Source organism: Arthrobacter sp. CP30 (genome assembly GCF_053470025.1).
The window spans coordinates 118,225-131,095 of sequence record NZ_JBQEMM010000007.1 but is presented as its reverse complement, the minus strand read 5'-3'; the positions used below and the strand labels follow the sequence as shown (position 1 = coordinate 131,095).

The window sequence follows — 12,871 nt, the reverse complement described above, 5'->3', positions numbered from 1 at the left end:
GACGACGGCGGAGCGGCTCGAGCCCCAGGACCGACGACCCGGACGACGGGAAGATGGTTGCTGGGGCGAATCAATACCCCTCCATCCTAGGACCGTCGTCAACCTGGTGGGGAGTGCTGCACCACCGGCGCGTTGTACCCGTTCGCTAAGCATGCTTGTGGTTGACGTAGGGTGATCAGACACCGAACGAGCAGGGAGATACGACCATGAGCGAGAACGATGCGGGAGTGCAGGCGGAGCAGTCACCGAAGCACATGGCGAGGGTCATCGGCATCACTGTCGCCGCTGCCGTGGGAGGACTCCTGTTCGGCTTCGACACCGCGGTCATCAACGGGGCGGTCGACTCCATTCAGGCCGACTTCGGCTTGAGCGCGAGCGTCCTCGGCTTCACGGTCGCCATTACGCTCCTCGGCTGCGCGGCGGGCGCCTGGTTCGCCGGAGGGCTCGCCGACCGCTGGGGCCGCAAGAAGGTCATGGTCGCCGCGGCCCTCCTGTTCGCGGTCAATTCGGTGGGGTCGGCGTATGCCTTCTCCGAATGGGACCTGATGGCGTGGCGCCTGGTCGGCGGCCTCGCCATCGGCATCGCCTCGGTGATCGTCCCCGGCTACATCGCCGAGATAGCGCCGTCGAAGTGGCGCGGGGGACTCGCCTCCGTGCAGCAGCTCGCGATCACGGTCGGCATCTTCGCCGCACTGCTGTCCGATGCCTCACTCGCGAGCGCCGCCGGTGGCGCGGGGGAGGAATTCTGGTGGGGGCTGTCGGCATGGCGCTGGATGCTGCTGGTCGGCGTCGTCCCGGCGGTCGTCTACGGGGTCCTGGCACTGATCATCCCCGAGTCCCCGCAGTTCCTCATCCGGGCCGGACGCGACGACGAGGCCGCCCGGGTGCTCTCCCGCGTCGCCGGGGTCCGGGACACTGCGGGCAAGATCACCTCCATCCGGGAGAGCTTCCAGCGCGAGGACCGTGCTAGCTACCGCGACCTGCGCGGGCCGGCTCTCGGACTGCAACCCATTCTCTGGGTCGGCATGACCATCGCAGCGCTCCAGCAACTGGTCGGCATCAACGCGATCTTCTACTACTCCACGACGCTCTGGAAGTCCGTGGGCTTCAGTGAGAGCGATTCCTTCACGACGTCGGTCATCACCTCCGTCATCAATGTCGCCATGACCTTCGTCGCCATCTTCTTCGTCGACCGTATCGGGCGCAGGAAGCTCCTGCTCATCGGGTCGGTCGGCATGGCGATCGGCCTGCTCGCAGCAACCCTCGCCTTCTTCCAGGCGGAGGGGACCGGGGAGGACATCGCGCTGCCGGGCGCCTGGGGGCCGATCGCCCTCGTCGGGGCGAACCTCTTCGTGATCTTCTTCGCCGCCACCTGGGGTCCGGTGATGTGGGTGACGCTCGGTGAGATGTTCCCGAACCGGATCCGGTCCATCGCGCTCGGAGTCGCCACGATGGTCAACTGGGTCTTCAACTTCATCGTCACCCTGACCTTCCCGTGGGTGAGCGAGAATCTCGGACTGTGGACCATGTACGCGGCGTTCACCGTCTTCGCCGTGCTGTCCTTCGTCTTCGTCCGCACCCGTCTTCCCGAGTTCGCGGGCAAGGACCTCGAGGACAACGCGGAGCTCGCGTCCACCTCGTGACGCACTACCTCATCGGGGCGGCACGGGGTCCCCTTGCCCGCGCGTCCGTCGAAGCGGAACCATGGCAACGGCCCGATGGTAATTTTGATTCAGCCAATGTCCAGCACACAACCTACGAATGGAGGCAGGGCCTATGAACAGCTCGGCCAGTACGCGCGGCAAGCGGTCCACGGGCTCGCTCTCGCTCTTCGGTCTCATCAAGCTCCTGGCACGCCTGACACCGCGGCAGGTCAGTGACGAGGTCTCGATCGCCCTGCAGCAGATGAAGCAGAAGGGCATCAAGGCAGGGATCGCCGCCGCTTTCCTGGTCGTCGCGCTCGTCTTCGTGCTGTTCTTCGCCGTCGCGCTCGTGGTGGCCGCCATCATGGGCCTCGCCGAGGTCATGCCCGCCTGGTTGGCCGCTCTCCTGGTCGCCGCCCTCTTCCTGGTGATCGGGGGCGTCCTGGCCCTGATCGGCGTCTCCCGGCTCAAGAAGCAGCTTCCGCTGATCCCCGAGGACGCGATCCGCGGGATCCGCCACGACCTCGGCGTCCTCAAGGAGGGCCGGAGCTTCGATCCCGCCACGCTGGACGTCAAGAAGCCGAAGGAGGACAAGGCGGAGAAGGACCGCAAGGACGAGGCGAAGGACGCCAAGCCCAAGGAGCCGGCGCCGTCCTACGAGGAACTGCGCGGCCGCTCGGGTGAACGCCGGACGCACATCGCCGACGCTAGGGACTCACTCGGCGCCCGCGTCGACGTCAAGGCACGCCTGAACGGGGCGAAGCACCGCTCGGACAAGGGTGGATCGACCACCGGCGCCGCATCCGGCGGGTCCGGTAGCGGGCGCGTCGCCGCCGTCGCCGTGCGCCGCGACGTCCCGCACAACACGACGCTCGCGGATCGCTGGAAGCCGCTGAGCGTCCTCGCGGGTTCCGTCGCCGCGATGCTCGTCCTGTTGCGCCGGCTGCTCAGCAGGTAGCGAGAGCCCACCAGCGCTCCGGCTCCACCCCGGCGGCCCCTCACCCCCGACGACCCGCTGCAGTCCGCGGACGTCACGGGGGAGGGGCCGCTTCCTGTGCATAATGGGAGGGGAGGCACGGGTGATGAGATTGATCGGCGCGGGCGCACAGCCCGGCAGCGAGGGCGTGGCGCTGTCGACGGCGTGGACCCTGCCGAACCTCATCACGGTGGTGCGGTTCCTCGGAGTCCCCCTGTTCGTCTGGTTCATCTCGGAGCAGCGTTTCGGAGCCGCGGTGATCACCCTGGTGGTCATGGGTGGCACGGACTGGGTGGACGGCTACGTGGCCCGGCGACTGAACCAGGTGTCGGTGATCGGCACCTGGCTCGATCCCGTGGCGGATCGCACAGCGCTCATCGTCGTCGCGGTGACCTTCGTGATCGCCGGCATCGCGCCGGCCTGGCTCGTCTGGACCATCGTGATCCCGGACGTCATCATCATCGTCAACGCGCTGATCCTCTTCCGCGGTCCCCTGCACCTGCCGGTCCTCACCGTCGGGAAGATCCGGACGGCACTGCTGCTGGTGGGTGCGCCGCTACTGCTGCTCCACCACGTCGAGGGTTTCGGTCAGGAGTGGCTCCTCGTGGTCGCGCAGGGGCTGCTCGCCGCAGGCTGCGTCCTGCACCTGATCGCGTTCTACGCCTACTTCACGGCGGCTCACCGCAAGTACCGGCTGGAGCAGGCCGAGCAGCAGTCGTGCCCCTCCTAGCCATCGGGCTCGCCCTGCTGGGCGCTGTCTTCCTCGCGTTCGGAGCGCAGCGCCAGGGCAGCGCCGTCCGTGCGAACACGGGCGGGCTGTCACTGAGCAGTTCCGGGCTCCTGCGGCTGCTCACCAACCGGCGCTGGATCTTCGGGCTCCTCCTGCTCGGTGCCGGCACGTCCCTCAATGTCGTCGCGCTGACGCTCGCGAGCCTGACGGTCGTGCAGCCCATCGGGGCGATCGCGCTCGTGATCACCACCGTCGTCAACTCGCGGGACCAGGGCATCCGCATCAACCGGCCGACCGTCGCAGCCATCACGGCCTGCGTCACCGGCAGCGCCCTGTTCGTGATCCTCGCCGTGAACGTGACGCGCGAGAACCACTCCGTCGATCCGGCGCAGGAACTCTCCGTCGTGCTCCTGCTGGGGGCGGCGGTCGCGGTGTTCGGATCGCTCGCCGTCGTCGGACGGCACCGGCTCAACGCCTTCGCCTACATCCTCGGCGCCGGGGTGCTGTTCGGTTTCGTCGCGGTCCTCACCAAGCTGGTCGCCGGGCATCTGCTCGATCCGAACGGGCGCTTCCTGCTCAACGTCCCGCCGCTGAGCCTGGTGGCGCTCATCGCGGCCGCAGCGCTGGGAGCCTGGTTCGTGCAGAGCGCCTACGCCACCGGACCCCCGGATCTCGTCATCGCCGGACTCACCGTGATCGACCCCATCGTCGGCATCGCCGTGGGCATCACGATCCTCGAGGAACTGCAGCCGGACGTGCGCACCGTCACCGCCCTGGGCATGGGCGCGGCGGCCCTCGTTGCTATTGTTGGGGTCGTCGCGCTGTCCCGCCACCACCCCGACGTGGTCAAGCGCCAGCGCTGACCCGAGAGAACCAGTTTCGACCAGCACACCGACGTAGGGGATCCACGCGTGAGTTACCAGGCCGACCACAAGCCTCTGACCATCCTGATCGCCGCGGACACCTATCCGCCCAACGTGAACGGTGCAGCGCAGTTCGGGTACCGGCTCGCGAAGGGGATGACGGGTCGAGGCCACTCCGTCCATGTCCTCGCACCGGGCGTCTCCAACGGCAGGAGCTACACGGAACCCGGTGGCGACTGGACCGTGCACCGTCTCCGCTCGCACAGCGTACCGACGCACGACTACTGGCGTATCTGCTACCCCTGGGAGATCAAGCGGGACATCAGCCTGCTGTTCGACCAGGTCCAGCCCGACGTCGTCCACATCCAGTGCCACTACATGGTGGGGGAGTACACCCTCTACGAGGCGGTGAAGCGCGGCATCCGCGTGGTGGCGACGAACCACTTCATGCCGGAGAACCTCAACCCGTTCCTGCCGTTCCCCGCGTGGCTCAAACGGGTCATCGCCAGGAACTCGTGGAAGGACATGGGCAAGGTGATGGGCAAGGCCGCCGCGGTCACCACCCCCACGCCCCTCGCGGCCAAGGCTATGCACGACCACGCCTTCCTGCGCGAGGTCCTGGCTGTCAGCAACGGCATCGACTCCGCTGCCTACGAGGTGCAGCCGGGGGAGACGGTCCAGCCGCACGAGGACCCCACGGTCCTGTTCGTCGGCAGGCTCGCCGAGGAGAAGCACGTCGACGTCCTCATCGATGCCCTCGCGAAGACGCCGCAGCACCTCCGCGTGCGGTTGGAGATCGTCGGTGGGGGCGAGGTCAAGCCCGCGCTCCAGGCGCAGGCTGCTCGCCTCGGGATCAGCGATCGCGTCACCTTCCGGGGACTGATCGACGACGACGAACTGCGCCTGAGCTACATCCGCGCATCGCTCTTCTGCCAGCCGGGCACAGCCGAGCTGCAGTCACTCGTCACGCTCGAGGCGATGTCCGCTTCCACCCCCGTGCTCCTCGCGAATGCGATGGCGTTGCCCCATCTGGTGTCCGACGGTGAGAACGGGTACCTGTTCACCCCCGGTGATTCCGATGAGTTGGGCCGCCGCATCACCGAGATCCTCGAAAAGTCGTCCGAGGACCAGCGGACGATGGGGGCGGCGAGCCGTGACCTCGTGCGCAGGCATGACATCACCACGACGCTCGAGACCTTCGAGGGCCTGTACTACGGCACCCTGTCGAGCGACCATCCCAGCGAGGCACAACGCGCCGCCGCGGGATCCTGACCGGCGTCGCACCGGGACGGCTACCGCTGTCTGTCTACAATGGGAGCCGCGACCGGGGTCCGGAGACGGCCCGACGGTCGCCACCAGGGGTGGACCGCCCCAGGGGGCTGTAGCTCAGCTGGTTAGAGCAGCGGACTCATAATCCGTTTGTCCTGGGTTCAAGCCCCAGCAGCCCTACGCATCGTCGGAGTGATCGGCGACCCTGACCCGAATGCGCCATCTCCGCGGAGGTGGCGCATTCTGCGTTGCGACGCCTCTTCCCGCCCTCGGATCCTTGCCTCAGGGGTGCTGCCTCCACTGGCGCCCTATGTTACTGGCGGGTAACATAGGGCTCGAGCGCAGCACGCGCCCACCACGCGGACAGCATGGTCGAGTGAGAGTGCCGGTCGCCGCCGACCGGAGTGAGGCGAATACCATGAGCAAGACGTCGATCGACATCAACAACCTGCCCTATGCGGACGGCGACTTCTACGCGTTCGAGGAGCTGCTGTCCGACAAGGAGCGCTCCCGGCTCGAGGAGATCCGGTCCTGGTTGACCGCCGAAGTCCGGCCGCACGCGGTGGAGTGGTGGAACCAGGGCTCCTTCCCCCAGCAGCTCATCCCGAAGATCGCCGAACTGGATCCCGTGAGCCCGGTGTACCGGCAGGGCTACTCCAACCTCTTCGCCGGGATCACCCACGCCGAGTTCACCCGCGCGGACACCTCGATCGCCACGTTCCTCGGCGTGCACGACGGTCTGTTCACCGGATCCATCGAAGCCCTGGCGTCGAAGGAGCAGCAGGAGGAGTGGCTGCCCGACATCTACGCGCTGAAGAAGATCGGCGCCTTCGGCCTGACGGAACCGCTCGGTGGATCCGATGTCGCGGGAGGAACCCGGACCACGGCACGCCGGGACGGGAACTCGTGGGTCCTCAACGGCGCCAAGCGCTGGATCGGTAACGCGACCTTCTCCGACTGGGTGGTCATCTATGCCCGCGACGTCGCGGACAACCAGGTCAAGGGGTTCCTGGTCGACACGAAGACACCGGGCTTCTCCTCGACAAAGATCGAGAACAAGATCGCCCTGCGGATCGTCGAGAACGCGGATATCGTGCTGGACGACGTCGTCATCTCCGACGACTTCCACCTCAAGGGCGCGAACAGTTTCAGGGACACCAACAAGGTGCTCAAAGTGACGAGGCTCGCGGTCGGCTGGCAGGCCGTCGGCCAGCAACTCGCCGCGTTCGACGTCGCCCGCCGGTACGCCGTCGAGCGCGAGCAGTTCGGCCGGCCCATCGCCAGTTTCCAGCTCATCCAGCAGCAACTCGTGCAGATCCTCGGTAACGCGATGAGTTCGATGGGGATGATGGTGCGTCTGTCGCAGCTGGAGGATGCGGGTCAGGCGAAGGACGAGCAGTCGGCGCTGGCGAAGGCGTTCACCACCGCCCGCATGCGCGAGAGTGTCGCGGCCGGCCGGAACATCCTCGGCGGGAACGGGATCGTGGCCGACTACGAGATGGCGAAGATCTTCTCCGACGCCGAAGCCGTCTACTCCTACGAGGGCACGCAGGAGATTAACACTCTCGTGGTCGGCAGGTCCATCACGGGGATCGCCGCCTTCGTCTGACACGACGCCGGGTCAGCCGTCGAGCGGCAGGAGGACGGACGGGCGGCGGTCCGTGACGAAGGCGAGCGGATCGACGTACTCCTCCTCGACGCGGACTCCCCAGTGGAGGCACGGTCCGCCGCAGTGGCTCCGGACCGTGCTACCCGGGATCGCCGCGGACCGGCTCAGAACCACCGTGGCCACCACCTCGCCCACGCCCACCGCCTGACCCTCGACCAGGGTGGTGTTCACCGGTTCGAAGCTGCTCCTCCGGCCATCGCCATGGTCGATCGTCAGGACGCCGCGGTCCACCACCGTCCCCGCGAAGGCCACGACACCGTCCGCCGGACTGCGCACCTCGGCCGGCAGGCCGCGCGTCGACAGGTCCACACCCCGGTGTCCGGGCTTCCAGTTCTGCGAAGGTTTCTCGAAGGGTCGCAGCACGGCGGGTACCGGAACGAGGGGCCACGACCAGGCGGCGACGAACGGGTCCCGTCCGACGTTCGCGACCACTGGGACTGATCGCGCGGCCGACCCGACCGACGGGACCGATCGAGCGACGTGTGCACCTGCAGGCGGCGGGACGGCGGACCGGACCGACGCGAATCGGACGGCGGTTGACCCGACCGACGCGAATGGGACGGCGGTTGACCCGACCGACGCGAATGAGGGACCTGCCGACGCGACAGGCTGCGCAGGAGGGCAGACCGGGATCAGCGCCAGCAGGAGGAGGGGCAGCACCCGGCCCGCACGCCAGGCGGGTCGTCCCCCGGCCGTCCGGCGGTCCTGGGCGCGCTCACTCGGACCGGTACCGGCTCGGGTCACGGGATGGGTTCCGGGGGAGTCCTCGCTCATGGGACCAGCCTTCCTGCGCGGGGTGCCCACAGCGACGCTGTGCCGCCATATGTGGACAACGCCGGGGCGGCCCGCCGGCCGTCGCGGGCGGTCTGCGATGGGGATACCTGCCCGCACCGTGGCCCGTCGGTCGCCCTGGAGGGCTGTGCCGCTGTAGTACACTCGTACAAGCAGTCTGCTGCTCCGATCCCGTCATGCCTCTGGCTCCGCCGGGCCCTGGGAAACCGCAGGCTGACTACGCGTGCCTGCTATCCGATGCTCTCGACGAGCGCGGAATGCCCACCCCGCGGTCCGGCTGAGTCCGGTGGGGGAGGGTGTGTCCCCGACGAACAGGTGCCAGGACGTGGTGTCCACCCCGGCCACCACCGAGATAACCGTCAACAAGCTTCAGGCGGCGCCCTGCGCCCGAGCCGAAGCTGAAGAAAGGCATGACATGCCAGTCGTCACCATGCGCCAGCTGCTCGACAGCGGCGTCCACTTCGGTCACCAGACCCGCCGTTGGAACCCGAAGATGAAGCGCTTCATCTTCACCGAGCGCAACGGCATCTACATCATCGATCTCCAGCAGTCGCTGGGCTACATCGACCGCGCCTACGAGTTCGTCAAGGCCACGGTCGCCCACGGCGGGACCGTCCTCTTCGTCGGCACGAAGAAGCAGGCGCAGGAAGCGATCGCCGACCAGGCGATGCGCGTGGGCCAGCCCTACGTCAACCAGCGCTGGCTCGGTGGCATGCTCACCAACTTCCAGACGGTCTCCAAGCGCATCCAGCGCATGAAGGAACTCGAGGAGATCGACTTCGAGGACGTCGCCGGTTCGGGTCACACCAAGAAGGAGCTCCTGCTCCTGAAGCGTGAGCTCACCAAGCTCCAGAGCAACCTCGGCGGTATCCGCAACCTGACCAAGGCTCCCTCGGTCGTCTGGGTCGTGGACACCAAGAAGGAGCACCTCGCGATCGACGAGGCGAAGAAGCTCAACATCCCCGTCGTCGCGATCCTGGACACCAACTGCGATCCCGACGAGGTCGACTTCCCGATCCCGGGCAACGACGACGCCATCCGCGCCGTCAACCTGCTGACCCGTGTCATCGCGGACGCCGTGGCCGAGGGCCTGATGGCTCGCCACAACCGCTCCGGCAACGGCGAAGCCACGGCTGACGAGCCCATGGCCGAGTGGGAGCGCGAGCTGCTCCAGGGCACTGCGGATGCGCCCGCTGCCGAGCCCGCAGCAGCCGAGGCCCCCGAGGCCGCAGCGGCCGAGGCACCGGAGGCCGCAGCCCCCGAGGCGCCCGCCGGCCTGCAGGCGCCCATCGCGGAAGAGGTTCCCGACGCGGTCGCTCCCGCGACGGAAGCCGCCGTCGACACCAAGTAGTCCACGGTGCGGAAGGGGTGTGGGTCGAACCACGCCCCTTCCGCATGTTCGGCAGGTGTTCACCGCGTGGCACCTGTACGGCGGGCCGCGGCCCGCACAAGCTCTTCGTAGATCCACCTCACCCTAGGAGTGCACATGGCTAATTTCACAGCCGCTGACATCAAGGCCCTGCGCGAGCGCACCGGCGCCGGCATGATGGACGTCAAGAAGGCCCTCGACGAAGCCAACGGCGACGCCGACAAGGCCCTGGAACTGATCCGTATCAAGGGACTCAAGGGCGCCACCAAGCGCGAAGGCCGTTCCACCGCCGAGGGTCTCGTGGCCGCTCGCGTGGACGGCAACGTCGGCGTCATGGTCGAGGTCAACTGCGAGACCGACTTCGTCGCCAAGGCCGGCCCCTTCATCGACTTCTCGAACAAGGTGCTCGCCGCAGCGATCGAGTCCGGTGCCACGGACGTCGAGACCCTCCTGTCCTTCGAGCTCGACGGCAAGCCCGTCTCCGAGCACGTCATCGAGGCCGGTGCCCTCCTCGGAGAGAAGGTCGACGTCCGCCGCATCGCGCGCGTCGAAGGCCAGATCGTCGACGCGTACCTGCACAAGACGTCCAAGGACCTCCCCGCCCAGGTCGGCGTCCTGTTCGCCGTCGAGGGTTCCGGTGACGCCGCCGTGCAGACCGCGCACGACGTCGCCGTGCACATCGCCGCGTACTCGCCGACCTACCTGACCCGCGAGGACGTCCCCGCGGAACTCGTCGAGTCGGAGCGGCGCATCGCCGACGAGACCGCCCGTGCCGAGGGCAAGCCCGAGCAGGCCCTTACCAAGATCGTCGAAGGCCGCCTCACCGGCTTCTTCAAGGAGGGTGTCCTGGTGGACCAGGCCTTCGCGAAGGACGCCAAGAAGTCCGTCGCCGCCGTCCTGACCGAAGCGAACGCCAAGGCCACGGCCTTCGCACGTTTCCGCGTCGGGGCCTGACCTCAGGGCAGGCAGCAGCATCCCGGAAAGGGCGGCCGTCTTCGAGGTGGCCGCCCTTTCCTGCGCCCGGGGAGGTGCCCCGTATCCTGTAACGGGTCCGGCAACATCCCCACCCCCGCATCACCGGCCGTCCGACCAGGACCGGCCCCCAGTTCTACGCCCGGGAGGCACTTCATGGACACCACGTCAACCATCCGACCGGGTGGTACCGAGGGCCGGCGCCGGGTACTCCTGAAGCTCTCCGGCGAGGTCTTCGGCGGTGGCAAGCTCGGCGTCGACCCCGAGACCGTCCGCTCGGTCGCCCAGCAGATCGCGGCGACGGTGGGCGAGGTCGAGGTGGCCATCGTCGTCGGCGGCGGCAACTTCTTCCGCGGCGCGGAACTGTCCCAGAGCGGCATGGACCGCTCTCGGGCGGACTACATGGGTATGCTCGGCACGGTCATGAACTGCCTGGCCCTGCAGGACTTCCTCGAGCAGGCGGGGGTGGAGACCCGCGTGCAGAGCGCCATCACCATGGGGCAGGTCGCCGAGGCGTACATCCCGCGGCGCGCCATCCGCCACCTGGAGAAGGGCCGTGTGGTCATCTTCGGGGCGGGCGCGGGCCTCCCGTACTTCTCGACCGACACGGTCGCCGCCCAGCGCGCCCTCGAGGTGCACGCGGACGAGGTCCTCATGGCTAAGAGCGGCGTCGACGGTGTCTACACCGCCGACCCCCACAAGGACCCGACGGCGGAGAAGCTGGAGACGCTCTCCTATGACGAGGCCCTGCGGCGGGACATCCGTGTCATGGACCAGACGGCCATGACGATGTGCAAGGACAACGACCTGACCATGGTGGTGTTCGGCATGGAGGGCGAGGGCAACGTGACGCGGGCCATCCGTGGCGAGAAGCTCGGGACACTCGTCACCGCCTAGCGGTTCCGAGGGAAGAGGGCAACGGTGCCTGCGGCCCTGCCGGGCCGCGGGACGGCCGTGAACTAGGATTGACCACTGGAACGGTTGCCGTGCAGCCGACTGCGGAGCGAAGGAGACATTGTGATCGAAGAGACCTTGCTGGAAGCCACCGACAAGATGGACAAGGCCGTGGAGGTTGCAAAGGACGATTTCGCGACGGTCCGCACCGGACGCGCCAATGCCTCCCTGTTCTCCAAGGTGGTGGTGATGTACTACGGCGCTCCCACCCCGCTGCAGCAGCTCGCGTCCTTCCAGAACCCCGAGGCGCGCACCCTGCTCATCACGCCCTTCGACCGCGGAGCGCTGAACGACATCGAGCGCGCCCTGCGCGACTCGGACCTCGGCGCGAACCCGTCGAACGATGGCAACGTGATCCGCGTGGTCCTGCCCGAGCTCACGCAGGAGCGCCGCAAGGAGTACGTGAAGCTGGTCAAGACGAAGGCGGAGGACGCCAAGATCTCCATCCGCAACGTCCGACGGAAGGCGAAGGACGGCATCGACAAGGCCGTCAAGGACGGCGACGCCGGTGAGGACGAGGGCTCGCGCGCCGAGAAGGAACTCGACGCGACGACGAAGGCCCGCGTGGATCTCATCGACGAGCTGCTGAAGCGCAAGGAAGCTGAGCTGCTCGAGGTCTGATGGCAGATCTCGATCCCCCCGGCGCGGATCGCGGGCACGAGACCCGTTCCGCCGTCGGGACAGAAGAAGGCCGCACGGGCGGCGCGGTGTCGGCCCCGGCGCAGGGGCCGACCACCCATACCAGGGCACCGTCTCGCGCCGGTCGGTCCAGCCACGGACTCTTCCGTCGCCGCCGGCCCATCCGTGAGCCGGGCAAGCCGTCCCGTGCGGGGCGCAACCTTCCCGCCGCGATCGGTGTGGGCGCGGGTCTCCTGATCCCCGTCCTCGTGGGCCTCTTCTTCCCGATCGTCTTCGTCGGGATCGTCACCCTGTTCGCAGCGGTGGGCGTGTGGGAGATCAGCCGCGCCCTCGAACTGCGGCGGATCCACATCCCGCTGGTACCGACCATGGCGGGGACGATGGTCCTGCCGTTCTCGGCCTATCTCGGCGGCGCCGAGGGCCTCGCCGGAGCTGCGGTCGCAGCCGTCGTCGTCCTCTTCCTGTGGCGCGCGGCGAGCCCGGCGCCGGATGCCGCCAGGAGCTTGATGGCCGGTACCTTCACCGTGCTCTGGGTGCCCTTCATGCTCAGCTTCGCCATGCTGCTCATGAAGGTCGACGGCGGTAACCTCGTCATCGCGACACTCCTCCTGCTGGTCGTCGCGAACGACACCTTCGGGTACCTGATCGGCGCCTTCTTCGGCAAGCACGCCATGGCCCCGAAGATCAGTCCCAAGAAGTCCTGGGAGGGATTCGGCGGTTCGATCGGCGGTGCCCTCGTGGTCGGCGGGCTCTGCGCCGTCCTGCTGCTCGATCAGCCCGTCTGGATCGGGTTCGCCCTCGCGGTCGCCATCGTGGCGGCCGCGACCGCCGGCGACCTCGCGGAATCGATGATCAAGCGTGAGCTCGGCGTGAAGGACATGGGCACCATCCTGCCGGGCCACGGCGGAGTCATGGACCGCCTCGACTCGATCGTCTTCGCCTCCCCGGTGGCCTACCTGCTGTCCGCTACATTGATACCGGGGTTGCTGTAACCG

12 protein-coding genes and 1 tRNA gene are annotated in these 12,871 nt (G+C 67.9%); 12 read left to right on the top strand and 1 reads right to left on the bottom strand.

All coding sequences use genetic code 11. The features are described from left to right. Positions 1-206 precede the first annotated feature (206 nt). The 7 genes from ACTIMO_RS11210 to ACTIMO_RS11180 all read left to right on the top strand — a co-directional run bounded on the left by ACTIMO_RS11210 (position 207) and on the right by ACTIMO_RS11180 (position 7,090). A complete protein-coding gene (locus tag ACTIMO_RS11210; RefSeq protein WP_422391600.1) occupies positions 207-1,643 on the top strand; it encodes a sugar porter family MFS transporter in 1,437 nt (478 codons plus the stop codon). A gap of 133 nt (positions 1,644-1,776) precedes the next feature. After that, positions 1,777-2,601, top strand: coding sequence for a phage holin family protein (locus tag ACTIMO_RS11205; RefSeq protein ID WP_448182459.1), 825 nt, complete (start codon positions 1,777-1,779; stop codon positions 2,599-2,601). Positions 2,602-2,725: 124 nt separating this feature from the next. After that, positions 2,726-3,349, top strand: a complete 624-nt coding sequence (locus ACTIMO_RS11200) for a CDP-alcohol phosphatidyltransferase family protein (RefSeq protein WP_448182491.1) — start codon at positions 2,726-2,728, stop codon at positions 3,347-3,349. Next, positions 3,337-4,212 (top strand): DMT family transporter, encoded by an 876-nt coding sequence (locus ACTIMO_RS11195; protein ID WP_448182458.1) that lies wholly within the window; start codon positions 3,337-3,339, stop codon positions 4,210-4,212. Before ACTIMO_RS11200 ends, ACTIMO_RS11195 begins: the two co-directional genes overlap by 13 nt. A gap of 48 nt (positions 4,213-4,260) precedes the next feature. Further along, positions 4,261-5,484 carry a glycosyltransferase gene (locus ACTIMO_RS11190; protein WP_448182457.1) on the top strand — a complete coding sequence of 408 codons (1,224 nt, stop codon included), beginning with the start codon at positions 4,261-4,263 and terminating at the stop codon, positions 5,482-5,484. 103 nt (positions 5,485-5,587) lie between these two features. Beyond that, a tRNA-Ile gene (locus tag ACTIMO_RS11185) sits at positions 5,588-5,661 on the top strand. 238 nt (positions 5,662-5,899) lie between these two features. Continuing rightward, positions 5,900-7,090, top strand: a complete 1,191-nt coding sequence (locus ACTIMO_RS11180) for an acyl-CoA dehydrogenase family protein (RefSeq protein ID WP_448182456.1) — start codon at positions 5,900-5,902, stop codon at positions 7,088-7,090. A 12-nt stretch (positions 7,091-7,102) separates the two neighbouring features. On the opposite strand, the gene ACTIMO_RS11175 is transcribed toward ACTIMO_RS11180, so the two are convergent. Further along, positions 7,103-7,582 (bottom strand): M23 family metallopeptidase, encoded by a 480-nt coding sequence (locus tag ACTIMO_RS11175; RefSeq protein WP_422391604.1) that lies wholly within the window; start codon positions 7,580-7,582, stop codon positions 7,103-7,105. Positions 7,583-8,357: 775 nt separating this feature from the next. Here ACTIMO_RS11175 and rpsB point away from each other — a divergent pair. From rpsB to ACTIMO_RS11150, 5 genes are all read left to right on the top strand, one after another. Further along, positions 8,358-9,293: a 30S ribosomal protein S2 gene (gene rpsB, locus ACTIMO_RS11170; protein WP_448182455.1), complete on the top strand. Its 936-nt coding sequence runs from the start codon at positions 8,358-8,360 to the stop codon at positions 9,291-9,293. A gap of 135 nt (positions 9,294-9,428) precedes the next feature. Continuing rightward, positions 9,429-10,265 carry a translation elongation factor Ts gene (gene tsf, locus ACTIMO_RS11165; RefSeq protein ID WP_448182454.1) on the top strand — a complete coding sequence of 279 codons (837 nt, stop codon included), beginning with the start codon at positions 9,429-9,431 and terminating at the stop codon, positions 10,263-10,265. 174 nt (positions 10,266-10,439) lie between these two features. Next, entirely contained in the window at positions 10,440-11,180 is a 741-nt protein-coding gene (gene pyrH / locus ACTIMO_RS11160; RefSeq protein ID WP_422391606.1) for a UMP kinase, read from the top strand. A gap of 120 nt (positions 11,181-11,300) precedes the next feature. Beyond that, positions 11,301-11,858, top strand: a complete 558-nt coding sequence (gene frr / locus ACTIMO_RS11155) for a ribosome recycling factor (RefSeq protein ID WP_055772650.1) — start codon at positions 11,301-11,303, stop codon at positions 11,856-11,858. After that, on the top strand, positions 11,858-12,868 hold the full coding sequence (locus ACTIMO_RS11150; RefSeq protein ID WP_448182453.1) for a phosphatidate cytidylyltransferase: 1,011 nt from the start codon (positions 11,858-11,860) through the stop codon (positions 12,866-12,868). The genes frr and ACTIMO_RS11150 overlap by 1 nt, the downstream gene beginning before the upstream one ends. Positions 12,869-12,871 lie beyond the last annotated feature (3 nt).

Excerpts from the sequence above, each read along its gene's own strand:
- ACTIMO_RS11210 (WP_422391600.1), top strand. The coding sequence starts at position 207 with ATGAGCGAGAACGATGCGGGAGTGCAGGCGGAGCAGTCACCGAAGCAC.
- ACTIMO_RS11205 (WP_448182459.1), top strand. The coding sequence starts at position 1,777 with ATGAACAGCTCGGCCAGTACGCGCGGCAAGCGGTCCACGGGCTCGCTC.
- ACTIMO_RS11200 (WP_448182491.1), top strand. The coding sequence starts at position 2,726 with ATGAGATTGATCGGCGCGGGCGCACAGCCCGGCAGCGAGGGCGTGGCG.
- ACTIMO_RS11180 (WP_448182456.1), top strand. The coding sequence starts at position 5,900 with ATGAGCAAGACGTCGATCGACATCAACAACCTGCCCTATGCGGACGGC.
- rpsB (WP_448182455.1), top strand. The coding sequence starts at position 8,358 with ATGCCAGTCGTCACCATGCGCCAGCTGCTCGACAGCGGCGTCCACTTC.
- tsf (WP_448182454.1), top strand. The coding sequence starts at position 9,429 with ATGGCTAATTTCACAGCCGCTGACATCAAGGCCCTGCGCGAGCGCACC.
- pyrH (WP_422391606.1), top strand. The coding sequence starts at position 10,440 with ATGGACACCACGTCAACCATCCGACCGGGTGGTACCGAGGGCCGGCGC.
- ACTIMO_RS11150 (WP_448182453.1), top strand. The coding sequence starts at position 11,858 with ATGGCAGATCTCGATCCCCCCGGCGCGGATCGCGGGCACGAGACCCGT.